At 34.0% G+C, this 16,876-nt stretch carries 21 protein-coding genes; 5 read left to right on the forward strand and 16 right to left on the reverse strand.

Annotation, left to right across the window (positions count from 1 at the left end):
- Positions 1 to 169: 169 nt before the first annotated feature.
- The 8 genes from ACZ5XR_RS19990 to ACZ5XR_RS20025 all read right to left on the reverse strand — a co-directional run bounded on the left by ACZ5XR_RS19990 (position 170) and on the right by ACZ5XR_RS20025 (position 6,447).
- Entirely contained in the window at positions 170 to 628 is a 459-nt protein-coding gene (locus ACZ5XR_RS19990) for a hypothetical protein (RefSeq protein WP_464498155.1), read from the reverse strand.
- 6 nt (positions 629 to 634) lie between these two features.
- Complete coding sequence (locus ACZ5XR_RS19995; RefSeq protein WP_464498156.1) at positions 635 to 1,423, reverse strand: hypothetical protein; 789 nt, start codon at positions 1,421 to 1,423, stop codon at positions 635 to 637.
- A 207-nt stretch (positions 1,424 to 1,630) separates the two neighbouring features.
- On the reverse strand, positions 1,631 to 1,864 hold the full coding sequence (locus ACZ5XR_RS20000) for a cyclase (protein ID WP_464498157.1): 234 nt from the start codon (positions 1,862 to 1,864) through the stop codon (positions 1,631 to 1,633).
- Positions 1,865 to 2,002: 138 nt separating this feature from the next.
- A complete protein-coding gene (locus ACZ5XR_RS20005) occupies positions 2,003 to 2,644 on the reverse strand; it encodes a hypothetical protein (RefSeq protein ID WP_464498158.1) in 642 nt (213 codons plus the stop codon).
- Positions 2,645 to 2,827: 183 nt separating this feature from the next.
- Positions 2,828 to 3,199 carry a DUF2185 domain-containing protein gene (locus tag ACZ5XR_RS20010; RefSeq protein ID WP_464498159.1) on the reverse strand — a complete coding sequence of 124 codons (372 nt, stop codon included), beginning with the start codon at positions 3,197 to 3,199 and terminating at the stop codon, positions 2,828 to 2,830.
- Positions 3,200 to 3,469: 270 nt separating this feature from the next.
- Positions 3,470 to 3,997 carry an exosporium protein C gene (locus tag ACZ5XR_RS20015; protein ID WP_464498160.1) on the reverse strand — a complete coding sequence of 176 codons (528 nt, stop codon included), beginning with the start codon at positions 3,995 to 3,997 and terminating at the stop codon, positions 3,470 to 3,472.
- A 529-nt stretch (positions 3,998 to 4,526) separates the two neighbouring features.
- On the reverse strand, positions 4,527 to 4,988 hold the full coding sequence (locus tag ACZ5XR_RS20020; RefSeq protein ID WP_464498162.1) for a hypothetical protein: 462 nt from the start codon (positions 4,986 to 4,988) through the stop codon (positions 4,527 to 4,529).
- A gap of 970 nt (positions 4,989 to 5,958) precedes the next feature.
- A complete protein-coding gene (locus tag ACZ5XR_RS20025) occupies positions 5,959 to 6,447 on the reverse strand; it encodes a DinB family protein (protein ID WP_327833070.1) in 489 nt (162 codons plus the stop codon).
- Between the two features lie 832 nt (positions 6,448 to 7,279).
- Here ACZ5XR_RS20025 and ACZ5XR_RS20030 point away from each other — a divergent pair.
- Positions 7,280 to 8,284: a DUF3231 family protein gene (locus tag ACZ5XR_RS20030; protein ID WP_464502290.1), complete on the forward strand. Its 1,005-nt coding sequence runs from the start codon at positions 7,280 to 7,282 to the stop codon at positions 8,282 to 8,284.
- A gap of 146 nt (positions 8,285 to 8,430) precedes the next feature.
- Here ACZ5XR_RS20030 and ACZ5XR_RS20035 read toward each other — a convergent pair whose 3' ends face one another.
- From ACZ5XR_RS20035 to ACZ5XR_RS20055, 5 genes are all read right to left on the reverse strand, one after another.
- Positions 8,431 to 8,886, reverse strand: a complete 456-nt coding sequence (locus ACZ5XR_RS20035) for a GNAT family N-acetyltransferase (RefSeq protein ID WP_464498164.1) — start codon at positions 8,884 to 8,886, stop codon at positions 8,431 to 8,433.
- 62 nt (positions 8,887 to 8,948) lie between these two features.
- Positions 8,949 to 9,179, reverse strand: coding sequence for a hypothetical protein (locus tag ACZ5XR_RS20040; RefSeq protein WP_464498166.1), 231 nt, complete (start codon positions 9,177 to 9,179; stop codon positions 8,949 to 8,951).
- Positions 9,180 to 9,466: 287 nt separating this feature from the next.
- On the reverse strand, positions 9,467 to 10,099 hold the full coding sequence (locus ACZ5XR_RS20045; protein ID WP_464498167.1) for a hypothetical protein: 633 nt from the start codon (positions 10,097 to 10,099) through the stop codon (positions 9,467 to 9,469).
- 257 nt (positions 10,100 to 10,356) lie between these two features.
- Complete coding sequence (locus tag ACZ5XR_RS20050) at positions 10,357 to 10,758, reverse strand: hypothetical protein (protein ID WP_464498168.1); 402 nt, start codon at positions 10,756 to 10,758, stop codon at positions 10,357 to 10,359.
- Positions 10,759 to 11,350: 592 nt separating this feature from the next.
- Positions 11,351 to 11,524: a hypothetical protein gene (locus ACZ5XR_RS20055; RefSeq protein WP_464498169.1), complete on the reverse strand. Its 174-nt coding sequence runs from the start codon at positions 11,522 to 11,524 to the stop codon at positions 11,351 to 11,353.
- Between the two features lie 302 nt (positions 11,525 to 11,826).
- Between ACZ5XR_RS20055 and sda the strand changes: the two genes are divergently transcribed.
- Together sda and ACZ5XR_RS20065 are read left to right on the forward strand one after the other, a co-directional pair.
- The gene (gene sda / locus ACZ5XR_RS20060) at positions 11,827 to 11,961 is read left to right on the forward strand and encodes a sporulation histidine kinase inhibitor Sda (RefSeq protein WP_464498171.1); all 135 of its coding nucleotides are present in this window, start codon (positions 11,827 to 11,829) and stop codon (positions 11,959 to 11,961) included.
- 320 nt (positions 11,962 to 12,281) lie between these two features.
- Positions 12,282 to 12,554 carry an HU family DNA-binding protein gene (locus ACZ5XR_RS20065; protein WP_289990047.1) on the forward strand — a complete coding sequence of 91 codons (273 nt, stop codon included), beginning with the start codon at positions 12,282 to 12,284 and terminating at the stop codon, positions 12,552 to 12,554.
- Between the two features lie 169 nt (positions 12,555 to 12,723).
- Here ACZ5XR_RS20065 and ACZ5XR_RS20070 read toward each other — a convergent pair whose 3' ends face one another.
- The 3 genes from ACZ5XR_RS20070 to ACZ5XR_RS20080 form a co-directional block, all read right to left on the reverse strand.
- Complete coding sequence (locus ACZ5XR_RS20070; RefSeq protein ID WP_464498172.1) at positions 12,724 to 12,927, reverse strand: cold-shock protein; 204 nt, start codon at positions 12,925 to 12,927, stop codon at positions 12,724 to 12,726.
- A 168-nt stretch (positions 12,928 to 13,095) separates the two neighbouring features.
- Positions 13,096 to 13,266 carry a sporulation protein Cse60 gene (locus tag ACZ5XR_RS20075; RefSeq protein WP_464502388.1) on the reverse strand — a complete coding sequence of 57 codons (171 nt, stop codon included), beginning with the start codon at positions 13,264 to 13,266 and terminating at the stop codon, positions 13,096 to 13,098.
- Between the two features lie 215 nt (positions 13,267 to 13,481).
- Positions 13,482 to 15,680, reverse strand: a complete 2,199-nt coding sequence (locus tag ACZ5XR_RS20080) for an MMPL family transporter (protein ID WP_464498174.1) — start codon at positions 15,678 to 15,680, stop codon at positions 13,482 to 13,484.
- A 273-nt stretch (positions 15,681 to 15,953) separates the two neighbouring features.
- On the opposite strand from ACZ5XR_RS20080, the gene ACZ5XR_RS20085 reads away from it, so the two are divergent.
- A complete protein-coding gene (locus ACZ5XR_RS20085) occupies positions 15,954 to 16,142 on the forward strand; it encodes a hypothetical protein (protein WP_464498175.1) in 189 nt (62 codons plus the stop codon).
- 194 nt (positions 16,143 to 16,336) lie between these two features.
- Positions 16,337 to 16,537, forward strand: coding sequence for a hypothetical protein (locus ACZ5XR_RS20090; RefSeq protein ID WP_464498176.1), 201 nt, complete (start codon positions 16,337 to 16,339; stop codon positions 16,535 to 16,537).
- Positions 16,538 to 16,876 lie beyond the last annotated feature (339 nt).

The raw sequence follows: 16,876 nt of genomic DNA on the forward strand, positions 1-16,876 counted from the left end.
AAGCAATTAATTGAAACACAAAACAGGGAATGAGGTGATTCTCATTCCCTGTTTTAATTATGAGCCGACTAAGATTTTGCGAAAATTCTTCTTGTAGTAAAGCACCCGATAGTTTAAGTACAATCCTTCACAATCTTTAGTTTAATACATGTTCATCAGAATGATTCCATCATTTTACTTTTGCGACTCCCAACGCAAAATGACTCCAAAGTATATTCTCAATTAATTCAGCTTGAGATTCTTCACAATCAATAATTAAGATTATTTCTGAGTGTTTGCCTTTTAAAACTCTTTTATTTTTCTTTACAACCAATTCCATAAAAAGCCGAATAGCAAAGCCAAGAACAAATCCAACAAATGCACCGATCAGTCCCCAATAAATGGGACCCCAAGCTAATTTAAATCCAATACTTGCTCCAATAACTGAGAAAGCAGTACCAATCCCCATACCTATATCAATAAGGGATGTACCATCTGAGCGATGGAGGGAATCAAAAAATTTACGATCTTCTTTTCTATTATCAAGAGGTACGGCAAATATACTTTCTTTTTTAATCCCTTTCTTTTCTAACGTTGAAATTGCCATTTCTAAAAATCCAGTGGTTTCAAATGTTGAAAAAAGCTGCAATTGGGCTCACTTCACTTTTTGTCCTTTTAGTATTTTAAAACCCACCGATTGATAATTCTTGGTTAAATGACTCCTTAAGTCTTTTTCGAAAAGCTTGTTATTCTCAACCGTATTAGCATAAGAATCATAAGCAGCAAACCCAAAGAGTGAAGGCATAAAAAGGAGCCATTCTGGTTTTAAAACAGAGGTAGCTTCTTTTACTTTACCTAATATCAAAAATAGAATACCTTCCGCAAAATGAGATTGATAATGAAATACAACTAACCATATGATGAGAAAAACAGCCGTTAAAATCCTATGAATATAGAGCTGCCCCAAACCAGGGATAAACAATGACCACATAAGGGCAACAACTGGATTTCGTTTATCTAGGTAGTTAATTTCTAATGCCCCAATTGAATACGAATTAAATCGATGATCCTCTCTGTCCGCTAAAAGGTAGTTTCTATTCATATCAACGGTTGTCCTATAACTATCCCAAATACCGAAAAGGTAAACGGGGATATACATAAGAAGCCACCTTTTATCTAATACCTCTTTTGCCATGTCTATATTCCCTTGAAAGGAATAAATCATTGAAGAATTAATATGTGCTTCAACATTAACGATAACTTCCCAAATAAATAAGGCATACCCTCGAAGATATTTAGATAAAAGCAAATGCCCGAATCCAGGAAATGCTGCAGACCACCAAGCAATAATATAAGGATTTCGTAAATGTAGTTGTGTTGTACCTAAAATACTAACATGGGCTTTATATCGTCTTGCTGTATTATCATTTGTGTAGTTTTCCATTTAATCCACCTTTAGGAATTATTACATTATATGTTTCCAAAAGTGAGTTTTATTTATCCAGACCATCTTAAGCTAACCTGCTACCGTTAGCACAATAAGAAAAAAGCTGCCAATAATGAAAGCCTGATCAATTCTTGCACCCGGTAGCACCAAAGAAAAGCCGCCTGGTTTGGTAGTTAAAATTTGAAGTACCTTGAAAAAATTTTTCTATTTTCCAAAGTTTTCACCAGCAGGTCTTCGTTTATGTTTTTCATTAATGATTTTCTTGTTAAGAATCCTTACTTCACCAACCATTAGCAACCTCATATCTTCGACAATATACTTACCTAACTCTTCGTCAGAAATGTCATCTCCGTCAATATCAAGACGAAATTCCTGACCTTGTATTCCACCACCATTTGTAAAATCGATTTCAAAATCAAAAAGAACTCTTTTATCCATTTCGAATCCACCCTAACTTAGTTTTAAAGCATATATATTCGGCTTAAAAATACAAATACCTCTTCCACTAACCTGCCCCGTTAGTTGAATAAGAAAAGAAAAAAGAGTGACCTCAATTAGACACCCCTAGGAAAGAATTTAATTTGGCAATTGAATATTAATTGAACTTAGTTTCTTGGAAAATTCATTTCCCATGTTATCTGTATCGTTGCTATAGGAATTTAGAGAACCAGACGGACTTTCAGACATCTTTTCATAATTAGTTAGAGTAGAATATAAATCAACTGTTTCACTATAAAGTTCCTTATATTTAGATGGAGGTTCTTTTAACTGATTCATAAGATTATCTATAGTTGACATTTCTTTTTGTAATTCAGAAACTGTTCCTGCTTGATCAAATGCATTTTGTTGGAGACTGATAGCTTGATTAAAGTCACTTACAATTTGAATTTGACCATCATCTGAAGTGTATGTATGATCCCAAATTGCGTCATGCCAAACCTGCTGATATTTATCAATCAAATCTTTGGCTTTCGCATTTGCATACGTTATATCCAATACAACGTCTTTTAATTTTTTTAAATATTGTATTTCAGCTTGTTTTTCCTTTTCGGCTTTTACTTTTGCAGCATGAATTTCTGCTTGTTTTTCAACTTGGACATTATAATAATGATACCCATAGGCTGAACCACCAATTACTAAAACCAGAATAACTCCAATAGAAATAAATAACCCTTTTTTCTTTTTCTTTGGTGCTTCTAATTGTAGTTCATCGGACATATAATCTCCCCCCCTTTTTACCTTTATAGGTAAATTTTACTGTATTACAAATGGAATTATTTAGAAAATTATCGACAAATTCTTATAAAAAAAAGAGTGACATTTTAGCCACTCATTCTAAAAATTTTATAGAATTTTTTTATTGATATTCTTCAACTATTGCATCCGTTGAAGAACTGCATTTTAATCTTCTGGTTGTTCCCACTCTTCATCAAGGACGAATTTACCCTCTTCATCTCGAATATATGCCGTACCTGGAGGGGAACTAAGAAACCGAATTATTTCGTTATCGTAATTACATATTGTATTAACTTGATAAACGGAATGGTTCTTAGAGTTATCCATATATTCTTCACTCTCATCACCAGCAAGAAATCTCCAACCACTATCAGGATTTCCGTTTTGGTATGGTTCTTCTCTATACATAAATCCAACTTTGCAGCCATCAACCGTTATTCTATCAGAAGCAATGCAACCCTCCTCAGAGTGAATTAATCGTTTAATCTTGTCACCTGGTATGTAGAATTTTTTTGCTTTCTTTTTAAAGCTAAACATTTCCTCACTCCTGTTCCATTTCATCGTAAATTCGACATTGAGAAAACATTTTCCTTCTTCAAGTAACCTCCACGTTGGCTCAATAACAAAAGGCTGCCTTTTGTGGCAGCCAGTCTTCAAGAAGGGGCAAGGCATCCTCTGTTTAATTGTGAACGAATTATTGACTCTACTTTTTATATTTCTTGTTTATTTCAGTATCGTCGCAACATTTAAGAAAAATAAAAACCAATCAATAATTTAATGGCTGCCTGTCCAACAAATTTTACTGGTTTAATAGGAGAACCAGAAGTCGTTGGATTTATTAGATTTCCCTTCAATTGCTAACGCACTAAACGAGATAGGTCCAACTACAGCTGCTTCCGCACATGATGTCGCATTTTCAACTGTCAGCACGTACGTATGAGATCCAGATCTTACATTTGTATCGATTGCTTGGAATGTTTCTATATAAAATAATTCTGATGCAGGATCTGATTCAACTCCCGCCTGTGCTTCAAAAATTTGTGAACCATCGCGGAAAATACGAAATTTTAATTGCGATGTTTCTGTTATACCTTCTACACCTACGGTGGCAATCAATTCAACTCTATTGTTTCTTTTATGAAAGCTGTTCGGAATAGTTACAATGAGTGTTGCAAGTGTTAGAAGATTTGGACTGTGGGGGATAGGTTGGGGTTCGGCATCATTCGTGTTATCCCGTGGTTGTGTAGCTTGGTAATCTACAATTTCAAAATTTCGGTCTTTTGAGTGAGAGCCTGAGCCAACTCCTTCATCATTCGGTTGAGTTGCTCCACTCATATCCGCCCAACCGGGATTATTTCTACTATCTAGCATTTAATCACCTCACTTTCAAAGCATGTACCATAATATATTCAGGATTTAAAAGAGTGCTTGGACAATTGTGACCGTCTAGTTAAATGACACAGTTTTTGCTCATTTAAGTGACACACTTAAATGGAAATTAGATTAAAACTAATGTCCTTTGACATGGAGCCTCTACGAACATGATTCCTTTATAAACGAAGTCAAACTGTTTTTGGCAAATAAAAAGGCAGTATGTTTTATGAATATAAAATGAGCCTAAATATACATGTAGTGCATAAAAACATGCATAATTTAGGCTCTTTCTAGTTTATTCCTTGTTTCAGTAACGCACCCGTTTCTTTAATTACAATGCCTCACAATCTTGAAGTTATGTTAAAAAAACTCCCTAAACATATTACATTAGCAGAAAAGAACCACTTTTAATGAGTCAGTCTTTTTAGGCTTCAATTATTGTAATCTTCATCCAATGTCCTATCGACCTTGACAAATTACCTGTAATGCTTTAATTAGATTCCACTTTTGATACTCCAAACGCTTGATTTTGCCAAAGAATCTGCTCTATTTTGTTCGCCAGTTCTTTTTCGCTATCAATCATCAGCACAACTTCTGTCTTTGAATGTTTTTTTATCTTTTGTGAAGAACGCTTTATGGAAATAATCTTTATCACGATTCCCAGAATCAATCCCCCGAAAAATCCAATGAGTCCCCATAATACAGGTCCACAGTATAACACGAACCCGTAAATGGTTCCTAAAGCACAGAAAAATGCTGCCACTAGCGAGGGTATGTCAAGAAAGGATCTTCCATCAGCGTGATGCATCGAATCTAACGAAACAAAAGCACTCTCCTTGTCTTTATTGATTGGTACAGCAAATATCTGATCTTTTGGGATACCTAATTTCTCTATAATCACAATTGCTTTTTCCAAATATACGTTATGGTCAAACGTTGAGACAATACGCATTTGGTTTTCCTCCTCTTTCAAATGCAAAGGGAATATGGGGGATTGGTACAGGGCTTTCAAAAAGTTCGATTGTTGTTTATCGAATAGTTTGTTGTGTTCGACCACAGCCGTATACGCCCAATACATACTGAAGCCGTAATTCGATGGTAAGAACAAAATCCATTCAGGATCGAGAACGGTGACTGCCTGTTCAAAATTTCCAGTGGGGCTATTTTTAGAAGAAAACCTTATCGTCCGTTTTCAGGCTTTCAGTCATTTCCTTGATGTATTTTAGGTAAAAATTCACATTTGATAAGTTATTGAAACACAAAAACCCGCAGGTCCTTTCCTGCGGGTTCTTGCTGAAATTATAAAATTAGGCTCTAACCACATGAGGTATGTCGCTTGCATTTTCTATTATCTTCAATTTTACCAAGTGAGCTAAAATTGAGCTACAAAAAAAGCTTCAGTCGCAGCCCTGATTGCTTATCATGGTTTTAGATGAAGTAGCATGCTTTTCTAGTTTTCTCTTTTTCTCCTGTTCTCATTTTCTCTTATTCTATCGTTTTCCCACTGTCGGTTGGGCAGGTAATATAAATATAACTAAACCAACTTTAGTAATAGTAGATATTTACAAGTCATTAGCACTCATACTAATTATTTTAAATACCAAATTATACAATTATAGTACAAACAATCTAAAAGTAATTAATGGAAATATAAAACAGGGAATGAGGTAATCCTCATTCCCTGTTTTATTTATGAGTCAGCTAATGTTTGTGAAAATCCTTCTTGTAGTAAAGCACCCGTTAGCATAAGTACAATGTTTCACAAACTTATTTTTGAAAAAGTAATTTTTAAATTTTGGCTTTGTTAAATAGTATTGTTGTTTTTCAGGTATAAAATATGGGAACGTCCGATTTGGACGTTCCAGTTCTTATCCCATTAAAGCCCCCTATAATGGAATAACTGTAAAGCTAATGAAGATTTTTTAAAAGCTGCGTTTCGCTGCCCAAGCTCCTTGCATTTTACTAAGGAATACAATTTGCCCAATATGATAGGCGTCGTGCATTGCTAAACTCTTTAGTTCAATCATTAATGGATTGTCTTCAGGGATTTCTCTATACAAATCTTCTAGTTCTGATGTTGCTAGTATTTTTTCTAGTTCACGATGAACATAAAAGTATTCTTGTTTTGTTTTCTGCCAATTTTGAGACGTCTCAGTTGGTAATCGATATGTAGCGTCATTATTTTCTGCCTGTGGTTCATTTGTTGTTTCACCAAGAAATCGTAACAGAATTCTTTTTTCAAAGAAAAGCAAATGACAAACTAATTCCCAAATGGAATGTGCCCCCTCAACTGGTTTCCAAATTGCCTGTTCAAAAGTGATATCCTCTAGCACTTTTTCAAGTGGTGGAAACCAGTCTTCTTGATCTAAGCAGCTTGCCCATTGCTGTAACAAAAGTGTCCTTACATCCATTTTCTATTCCCTCCAATTTTAATCCCTTTAATAGATAATCATATTAGTCAAGGTTCATTTGAGTTGGATTTTCTATTCAAACTTACCTCCCCTCAACCAATATTTTAAAGTTGAATCCCATCCACTTACACAAATTTTAAGAATTATCAGTCAAATAAGAAATACCATATTTCCCCTTAAAATGCTCGATTTATTTGTCGAAAACCAAAATTTTCATTTAATTTCTTTTTCAACTAACCTGCTACCGTTAGTCCAATAAAAAAAGGGATTGCCGTAGCGATCCCGTTCTTCAACACAAGCCCTCGTTAGCTAAAGAAGATTTAAAGACTTACATAAAGTGAATCAATAAAAAAAATGACCAAAACTATACTCATTATCCAAATTGTACCTTTCCTGATTAAGCTGCTTTCAGGAATTAGTCTATTTAAGAGAAAAAAGAAACCAACTACCCAAAAACCATTTTAAAAAAAACTAGTACAGATATTCATTAATACATTTAGGTGAAAGACCTTATCCATTAAGATTCCTCCCCAGTAAAAATCCCTATAAATATATTCAAACTTTTGTATTCTTAGCATTAATTTCATTTTCAGCCGCTTGTACAATTGACTCTATTTTACTAACGCTACCCATTTGTTTAAGTGTAATTCTTCACAATCTTTAAATTAATTTTAACGTAAAGTAAAATTCTTCTTGGAAAAATCGCAAGTGAAAAATCGGTTAATTATTCCAAATTAAGCTTTATATCTAATCCTAAAACTGGTCATCTTTTTATAAATCAGAAATTCATATCTCTTGGTGAATTGGTAAATAATAACCAAGAGGTGACATGATGGAAAAGGATAAATTAAAACTCACATCTTCCGAAATAGGAACTTTGTGGGGAGAGTATGTAAATGGAACAGCAGTTGATATTGTAAATAGATATATGATTTCTATTATTGAAGACGAGTCAATAAAAGCCATTTTTGAGGATGCTATCAAGACGTTTGAAAAACAAAAGAATCAAATCATAACTTTTATGGAGAATGAGGGATTTCCAGTTCCGATTGGATTTACTGAATCTGATCTTAATAAAGGTACAGAAAGATTGTTCACTGACATCTTTTGCTTAAATTATTTACATATTATGACTTTACACGGTTTGCTAGGACACTCCACTTCATTAGCTGTTTCTGTCAGAGAGGACTTAAGGTTTTTTTACGACTCGTGCGATAACGATGGGAAAAGGATGTATCATCAAACAATTGATTTATTGCTTGAAAAAGGAAGTTTTCAGAGAGACCCTTTATTTTATCCTGCTGAAAACCCTGAATACATTTCTAGCAAAGATTTCGCAGATGGATTTTTCGGAGAGGGTAGAACGTTAACCGGGACAGAAATCATAAGTATTTCTTTGAATCTAAAAAAAAGTATAATGGCAAAAACTCTTGCAATTGCATTCAGTCAAGTCACTCAAACAAAAGAAGTTAGAAAATTTTTAGAGCATGCTGAAAAAATAGCTAATCAACAAATAAAAGATTTTTCAAAAATTATGCAGACGGATAATTTACCAGTTCCTAAGTCGTGGGAAACTGAAGTTACAACTTCAACAGCCTCTCCTTTTTCCGATAAGTTAATGTTGTATCATACCGGTTTCTTATTCCAAGCTGCACAAGCGTATCACGGGACAGGTTTAGCATCTGCAATGCGAACAGACCTAGTATCTACTTACGAAGGCACCATTCTACAAAATCTTATGCTTACTAAAAAGTGGTTTAATCTTATGGTGCAAAATAAATGGTTAGAACAACCTCCACTCGCACCTAATAGAAAAGAAATAGCAAAAGAAAAATAACTAAAAATGCCCTTCCCAATCGGTCGGGCATTTTAATTTTTAAAAAAAGCATTCTTCCACTAAACTGCTCGTTAGCACAATAAGAAAACGGGATCGCCGCACCCATCCCATCTTTAGCATAAGCTACCCGTTTGTTTAATAACACTTTAGGTTTTAAACTCAATAAAATGACTTGAATTTGGATAAAGATTTTTCTTTGAAAATCCAATAGAAGTATAAAATTTATCAGCCTGTTCGGTATCTGTATGAAGCACCAAAATTTTATAATAACTTTTTGCTTCGTCAATTATCTTTTTTACCAAAATGCTTCCTATACCTTTTCTCCTATACTCTTTACTGACATAAACCCTTCTCAGCCTACCAATATATTGGTCATTTGAAAACGGGTCTTTATTTAATCCACCAATAGCAACAAGTACACATTCTTCATTAAACACGCCAAATAAACCTTCTCCAAAATGGTTGAAGGTATTACAGCCATTTTTATAATCATTTACTAATCTTTCTACAAAACGAAAACCCTCTTCTTTGCTTTGCTTTACTAAACTATTCAAATCAAAATCCAACAGATTATTTATATACTTTACCTCATATTTCCTCATATTCTTCTACTCCTATTGCAAAATTCTTGTTAAACTATTCTGCCAGTTAGTTGAATAGAAATCTAATATTTCTTTAACATTCCATAGATAAATCCGAATATTAATGTAATCGTATAAAACAAATACATTTTTTTAGCTTTCTTATAATAATCCGCTTGAGGTACTTTATTAACCTTTTTTTCTTTAAAATATTTATTGAAGTGTATATAAGTTTTTATGCCTTCATAAAGAGCCAAAACTCCAAAAATAATAAGTAATAATAAACTAACAGATTTTAAAATCATTATCCCCACTTAGTGAATCCCCCTAATACACTGCTTCTTTAAATCAATTTTATATTATATTTCTTACAAAAATAAGGAAAATCTTTTTCAACTATACTGCACTTTAGCTCAACAAGAAAAAAGACCGCCGCAGCATCATTATTGCCGGACAACGCTCTTTCACTTAAGCACCCGTTTGTTTAAGAACAATCCCTCACATTCTTAATTACCATCGACTATGATTCTTAAAATATGTTGCCTGAATTGAAATGCATTTTATCACGCTGTGGAAATGAATATTTTTTGTTCAACTATCTTTAACTCCACTGTGAGTTATCATAAAAAATATACAATGTCCTTGTCTTAACATCTAAAAAGTATGCTTTGCGTTTTGTATACCAATCTCCATTTCCAACCGTTTTTTTGATGTAGGAATAATAATACCCTTCCTTTTTTTCTTTAGGCAACGGATATTTTTTGCTTAACATTAGATCTTGGGAGTCATTAGGATTTGGATGTCGCAATGAGTTTGGAACAACAGTTCCATATTTCCAGCCTTTATCTCTGATTGTTTGGATGAATTGATCCATTTGAGAATGACTAAACCGAATAACTTCATACTCTGTCTCTGAATCTATCGTACTTTCTTGGTAGTCCTCTAGAACATAAACCGACATTGGTATGTATACATTTATTCTCTGTGCAATAGTGAATGGTGCCCCGTTAAATAATTTCGAATATCCTAATACAATAACTCCATAAACACAACATATCCCAACAATAATTCCCCACCATTTTATAGCTTTTTTCTTCTTATAAGAGACCAAAAAGCCCAATGAAATAATTAACCAAATTAGAAGAGGAATTGTCAATATTAAAATAAGTAAAGCCAAAATACTGCCAAGGGTATCTCCAAAGTTCCCCAAAGCTAATTGAGTGTGTAAATTCAAGTTGATAACCTCTATTCTTAATGAAAGTATTCGAATGGGTCGAAAACGATTGCACTTATTGTTGCACCATCAAACAAATGATTTCCTAAATCTGTATTCTGATTATACATAGAATTTCTATGTATGTAAACCTAAATATTATCAAGTTTTATTATACTAACCTGCATCCGTTAGTAGAGGAGAAAACTGATTTCATTGGGATAGCTTACGCTATCTCTTTTACTTTCAGGTCCCCCCTCAGAGTGTAATTATAATAACTATTTATGACCCTCATTAGTGGAGGAATATAACATTCTTCCCCATTTACCAATAACAATTACTTCATTAATAATCTTTGCTCCTTCACTATAAATAATTATTGAATCCTGTGCATCTCCAGGTTTTAAATTCCCGTTTTCACATTTCAAATAACCAAATTTCATTCCTGGCTCCAAAGTAGTGTTTTTTTGAATTAAACGGTACTTTTTACCATAAAATTCAAATGTCATTGGGGCGTTTTGACATGAAGAATTAACTTTTTCATCGTGAGTTGTAGATATATGTTTTGAGCTTTTTTCTGTTGACGGCTCTTTTTTCGCTTGATTTGTAGTATTTTCACTACAGGCAAATAAAAAGATACTGAAAATTACTATTAGGTTTACTAAGAAAAATTTTTTCATAATATTTCCTCCCGTATATTAAGGCAAGATAAACAATTTCCGAAAAATAAGTTTTTTTCTCCTTTCATTAAGATTAAATTGAATTTTCGATAGATAATAATTAGGTTTTATTAAAAAAACTGACCAAACAGTTTATTTAATATCAATTTTAATCTATTTAGTTTAATTTGAAAAGTATAAAAATGGTGCATTATAGTCTGTTTCTTACAGTTTTTAAAGGTCACTCTAAGTAAGAACTTTGTAAAGCATCTAATTAACACAATTTAGGTGTAATTTAAACAAGAATCTTGTTCAACTATTCTGCCAAATAGTTTAAGTACAACATTTCACAATCTTTCTTGTGGAAAAAAGAAAAAAGGCGATCTTCTTCTTGAAGTATCGCACCCGTTACTTTAAGTGTAACATTTCACAAATCTGAATAGTTACCTGAACATTGTAAATGCGATGCTCGTTATTGATTCGATTGCAACTCTTGTGCTTTTGTGCCATTCCTAAAATGAGTGATACATATAAAATAAAAACCATCCAGATGGATGGCTCTTTTGTTACCAGACTTCATGGTATTTAAAGGTCTTGATGTAAATTAGATACTCTAACCTACTTTACTTTCTTCTAGGGCATGTTGCCAACTTGGGTAATAATACAAAGCACTCCGCATTAAATCAGGATAAAGTTGTTTTATCTCTTTTTTCTTTAGAGATTTACCTTCGTTGTGTAAATTCTGGATCTGAGTAATGACTTCCTTTGATGTTAATAAAACATCCATTCTTCATTCCTCCTTTTCCAAATCTTCATTATTATCTTTCCCTTTGGCTAACACATGTAAACTGTAAATATAGTTGCAAGTCGCACATATGTTTAAGCAATTTTAACATAAAAGAATTAATAAAAGATTATTCAGTATTTAGTATTCATACGAAACCATCCAAGAAGAGATGGTTAGGAAAAGAAGTGTTGTTACACATCAAACCCAATATGGAAAAATTTGAATGTTCGTATGCCTAAGATTAAACTATAATTGAACTAGGTGAAGGGATAGAATCCATTCGTTATAAAGGGGCATGATATGTGTTTTTAAATGTAAGTAACGAACAATTAGTGGATATCTATCTTAGTTCACTAAAATTTGATTTAGATAAAGATTTTATAAGTTTGCTGGAGTTAGAAATAAGTAAGAGAGGGATTGAAATAGAAAAACCTTAAAGGTGAAAAGAGTGGTGTGACCCATAGCTTTTTACATTTTGTGTGATTTGTTAATATCCCTTGTATTTGCTTCCAAGTGAAATGTTAGTAAATGAGTAAAAAAATATAGCGGATGGTCCGAAGCTCTTCACTGCATATTTATAAAGTCAATAAATTAAAATTTTATTTCAAATCAGTAAATATCGCCCCGTATTACATACATACGTTAATATCCAAGTGCATTAAATAAAGAAAATAAGGCTAAGAGTTGAGAACTTATGTACGCTATGTTACAACTAAGGTACGTCCCATAGGGATTGTATAAAGGAGTGTTTATAAAAATGAATAAAACAGAATTAGTTAATCAAGTAGCTACATCTGCAGAACTTACACAGAAAGAAGCATCCAAAGCAGTAGATGCCGTTTTTGACACTGTTTTAGAAGCATTAAAAAATGGTGATAACGTTCAATTGATTGGATTTGGTAGCTTTGAGGTCCGTGAACGTGCAGCTCGTACAGGAAGAAATCCACAAACTGGAGAAGAAATTCAGATAGCAGCTGGAAAAGTTCCTGCCTTCAAGCCTGGCAAGGCGTTAAAAGATGCAGTTAAATAATTAAAGAGTTAAAGACAAATTAGGACATTCCCTAATTGTATGCTACACTTGGTTTACCATTTGATTTACTGTTTTCCATGTACCTTACTTATTTATAAGTGGGGTTCCTGTTTATAAAAAATAAAAGGCAGACTCCAAAATAAGAGTCTGCCTTCCCTGTTTTGTATAATTAAGCAGCTTTACGTACGTTTGAAGCTTGAGGTCCACGTTGACCTTGCTCAATATCAAAAGTCACTGCTTGACCTTCTTCTAAAGTTTTGTAACCTTCGCCTTGAATCGCTGAGAAATGAACGAATACATCGTCTCCACCTTCACGTTCGATGAATCCGAAACCTTTTTCGCCATTAAACCATTTTACTTTACCTTTTTCCATTTGTATTGCCTCCTAGTGTGTAAACACACACAATGTAATACTATCCTTGCTCTCAGTGATCATCAAGACGAAAAGTTGCAAATCCTTTACACCGAACAAAAATAATTCTTTTTAATCATACCATTTTTTGCAAAAATTAGCAAGAGACAGAAAAATCCATTGAGCTTCCTAATTCTTTATGATAATCATTGCCGTATATTTTGTATCAGGATTCACTCCATATTCTGTGTCCATGTTTACAGCAAGAGGAACAGCATTGTATTTAACATCTATAAGCTTTCCTTCCTTTAATGAGCCAAGAAAATCATTAACTACCCGGATTATAAGAACTCCTATTATTTAAAATCCTTTCACCCGTCTTATTTGTTTGTAATATTCATGTACTTTTGTTTTTCAACTAAATGATTCTATTACTACGTTATCCCAACACTTTCCTAGTCTGAATTTACTGCTATTCAAATGATGCTCATTGAAGTGTACCATTTAGGATGTGTTTTATAATGTCTTATTTTTTAGGTTAGTCCAGGCATAAGTTTGAGACTAATTTTTTTATGTTATCGCCCCGGCATCCATTTAGGAGACCACCAATTTGCCGGACCGAGCAGTTTCATCAATGCTGGAACAACGATAATTCGGATAAATGTCGCATCAATAAAAATGGCACAGAATAGCCCTACCCCAAGTGATTTCGTTATTTCAATATTTGTAAAAATAAACGACCCAACGACCACCATAAGAATCAACGCGGCGCTGGTGATGAGACTTCCGGTTTTTTGGAGTCCTGCCGCCGTGCTTCTTGTGTTGTCACCGGATTTTTCATATTCTTCCTTTATTCTAGAAAGTAAAAACACCTCATAATCCATTGAAATTCCAAACACTATACAAAAAATAGTCACAGGCATGATGATACTAACATAACCGGTCGAAGTAATCCGCAAATCATCTGCCAGCAAGCCGTATTGAAAAATGATCACAACAATACCAAGACTTGCTCCAAGACTTAGCACATTCATCATCACAGCCTTAAGAGGTAAAAGAACCGACTTGAAGGCAAACATCAATACAAGATATGTCACCATGATAATAAAACCCATCAAAAATGGCAGACCTGAATAAATCCGATCAAGAATATCCACTCTCAAGGCAGCTTGCCCGGTAACGTACACTCTGAGATCTGGACTCTTAATTTTCCTTATACGATGTACGACATCTGATGCGGCTCCTGAATTGGGGTCAAACCGAGGAACTACCTTTAAAAACGCATAATTACCACGTGCCAGTTTTAATTCCTCAACTTTCCTTTGGGTCACCGTTGACTTTAAAAATGTTGCTGTTTCTTCAGGAGTCCGCTTCCCTAAATAATCCAGATAGCTGCTCACATCCAATACACCAGGTAGACTGCGGAGTTTATTTTCAAATAACTGAATACTCCTAATCCCAGATTTTTCGGTAACCTTATCGGTTGCCTTTACCACAATTAGAATCGGGTTTAATTGGCGTTTATCATAATTGTTTTTAAGGATGTCAGCCCCCATCCGCGATTCAAACGATGGAGGAAGAACTTCAGCAGTCGGAACACCTAATTTCATACGGGAAATTGGAATCATAAGAGTAATGAGCAAGCTGCTAATCAAAATAGCCAAAAAAGCCGGTCGTTTCATCACTGAATTTGCAATCCGTTCCCAAACAATAGAGGTTTCGATTCGTTTTTGGAAAGCTGCAAAAACTCTAAACGAATTGATATGAGTTCCCATGATTCCTAATAAGGCTGGTAAGAGTGTAATAGAAAGGATGACTGCTGTAAAGACTACAAGTACTCCACCGAGACAAAGCGAATAAATAATGGGTAATTTGATAAACAACATCCCCAACATCCCGATTAACACAGCAAAGCCCGAAAAAAAAATAGACTTGCCTGCGGTTTGTGTAACCATGGCAACTGCACTTTTGATCGAACTTCCCCTCTTTAATTCTTCACGAAAACGACTTACCAGAAAAAGTGCATAATCAACACCAATTGCAAGCCCAAGCATCATAACTATATTGGGTAAAAAATTTGATAAAGTGTAATATCCGCTTAGATAATAGGTCATACCAAGTGTCAGTGATACACTCATTATTCCAATAATAAGGGGTAAAAGTGCCGCTCCAACCGTACCAAAGATAAACAATAAAACGAACAAAGCCACCGGAAGCCCTATCATTTCCGAATGATGCATATCTTGTTTAGTTGCCTTCTGAGTATCATAAAGTGTTGCAATATCCCCGTCCACAAATGTTTTCATTTTTGCCGGATTGACAATCAGACTTCTGATTTCAGGGAAATAAGTTAACGCCTCTTGTTTTTTCAGATTTAAATTTACTATGACGGATTGAATCCCTTTTTCCTGATTTAATCGTTGTGTATTGTTAATTTGAATACTTTCCACATAGCCTTTCTTTTTTAAAGGATCTAATGACCGTAAAATCGCCTGCTCTTCATTTTTGCCCGTTAAATCTAAACTGTTACTTGTATACACAATATTGATTGATGAAGGGGCAGTTCTTATAAATTTTTGCATTATAGTAAACCCTTGGTCCGATTCACTTCCCCTGGGATTTAAACCACTATCCTTTAACTGATCTGGGAGCTTTTGAGCAAAAATGGTGGAAATAAAAAATAAGGTTACCCAAAAAATGGTTACAGCCCAGCGGTATTGATACATTTTCAAACCCAAATTCCAGAACAATCCCTCTTTCTCAAATTCTCGCATACGTTCCACCCTCTTTGATTCCTTCACGACTATAAAACAGACTGTCAAGTCTAAATTGTCCATAATCTTATTGGACTATACTGCCACGTTAGTCAAAAAAGGGGTTGTCGTAATCGATCCCCAATACAGCCGTCCTTTGGTTTATTAAATTTTTCCTTCTAAAATTTTTTCTGTAACATCAAAAACATGTATTGAAAAAGAAAAAGCAAATTGTTTATACTGAATCGAATTTAAATAGAAACAAAAATTGGTTCTTTTAAGGGGGATATAATCATGGAAAAGCCTTTTGTTCAATTAACAGGCGAAGATGGCAACATTTTTTCAATAGTCGGGAGAACGGCGATGGCACTAAAGGAGGTTGGTCTCAATGACCAGGCACATGAAATGTGGAAAAGGGTTAAAACATCTGACAGTTATGAAGAAGCTTTGTCGAAAATAATGGAGTATGTTGATTGGGACTAAGCATCTCTTCACCAAAGTAAAATCATCACTTCAGCGCCCAATTGATACAAATAACCGCTGGTACGTACCTGCGGTTTTAATTTTATTAAACTATCATTAGAGCTAGACTAAAACTTATCGATTATAAGAACGTAGTTTCATATTCGTCTATCCCGTCAATAATTCCTGTAAAAAAGAAATCGGGAGAGATGAAGTTGTTAATATCTAAAGCATGGGAAATGTATGAACCTAACAAACGAATTGAAGGCTTTTCACCGCAAACATTAAAAGCATACAAACTACAATCCATTTTACTAAGACGATATTTTAAAGATGTTGAACTTGAAGCGGTCACCACAGACCTTAGCTTAGCTATCCTTCTTGAAGAACGTGTCACTTTTTTAGAGACTTTCTAATCAATGAATCGCCTAACATCAAAATGATTGCACATATAACTAGGAACCACCAGCCAAAGCCTTTCCAATAATTTGTTGCAATAACGGTTATTATAAGGTACCATATCAACTTTACCAGCCAATATAAAATCCTCAATATAAAACACTCCCTCTTCAATAAGATTTAAATTTATTCTAACCTATCAGTTTCTTCAATAAGAAAAGCCCCCGAAATTGGCAGCTAGATCTTCAAAAAAACACCTGTTAGGTGAACAGTCCTTATTTTCTGCTAAATTTTTTCATTATATATCTAATTAAAAGGACTGAAACTATTAATACAATAAATCCAACCAAATTGAA

This window comes from Neobacillus sp. Fa239 (assembly GCF_055395235.1).

Bases quoted from the DNA above. Each gene is read 5' to 3' on its own strand.
- ACZ5XR_RS20015 (WP_464498160.1), bottom strand. From the start codon at position 3,997: ATGAGTGGAGCAACTCAACCGAATGATGAAGGAGTTGGCTCAGGCTCT.
- ACZ5XR_RS20055 (WP_464498169.1), bottom strand. From the start codon at position 11,524: ATGGATGTTTTATTAACATCAAAGGAAGTCATTACTCAGATCCAGAAT.
- ACZ5XR_RS20070 (WP_464498172.1), bottom strand. From the start codon at position 12,927: ATGGAAAAAGGTAAAGTAAAATGGTTTAATGGCGAAAAAGGTTTCGGA.
- ACZ5XR_RS20065 (WP_289990047.1), top strand. From the start codon at position 12,282: ATGAATAAAACAGAATTAGTTAATCAAGTAGCTACATCTGCAGAACTT.
- ACZ5XR_RS19995 (WP_464498156.1), bottom strand. From the start codon at position 1,423: ATGGAAAACTACACAAATGATAATACAGCAAGACGATATAAAGCCCAT.
- ACZ5XR_RS20085 (WP_464498175.1), top strand. From the start codon at position 15,954: ATGGAAAAGCCTTTTGTTCAATTAACAGGCGAAGATGGCAACATTTTT.
- ACZ5XR_RS20020 (WP_464498162.1), bottom strand. From the start codon at position 4,988: ATGCGTATTGTCTCAACGTTTGACCATAACGTATATTTGGAAAAAGCA.
- ACZ5XR_RS20035 (WP_464498164.1), bottom strand. From the start codon at position 8,886: ATGAGGAAATATGAGGTAAAGTATATAAATAATCTGTTGGATTTTGAT.
- ACZ5XR_RS20080 (WP_464498174.1), bottom strand. From the start codon at position 15,680: ATGCGAGAATTTGAGAAAGAGGGATTGTTCTGGAATTTGGGTTTGAAA.
- ACZ5XR_RS20005 (WP_464498158.1), bottom strand. From the start codon at position 2,644: ATGTCCGATGAACTACAATTAGAAGCACCAAAGAAAAAGAAAAAAGGG.
- ACZ5XR_RS20030 (WP_464502290.1), top strand. From the start codon at position 7,280: ATGGAAAAGGATAAATTAAAACTCACATCTTCCGAAATAGGAACTTTG.
- ACZ5XR_RS20050 (WP_464498168.1), bottom strand. From the start codon at position 10,758: ATGAAAAAATTTTTCTTAGTAAACCTAATAGTAATTTTCAGTATCTTT.
- ACZ5XR_RS20025 (WP_327833070.1), bottom strand. From the start codon at position 6,447: ATGGATGTAAGGACACTTTTGTTACAGCAATGGGCAAGCTGCTTAGAT.
- ACZ5XR_RS20000 (WP_464498157.1), bottom strand. From the start codon at position 1,864: ATGGATAAAAGAGTTCTTTTTGATTTTGAAATCGATTTTACAAATGGT.
- ACZ5XR_RS20010 (WP_464498159.1), bottom strand. From the start codon at position 3,199: ATGTTTAGCTTTAAAAAGAAAGCAAAAAAATTCTACATACCAGGTGAC.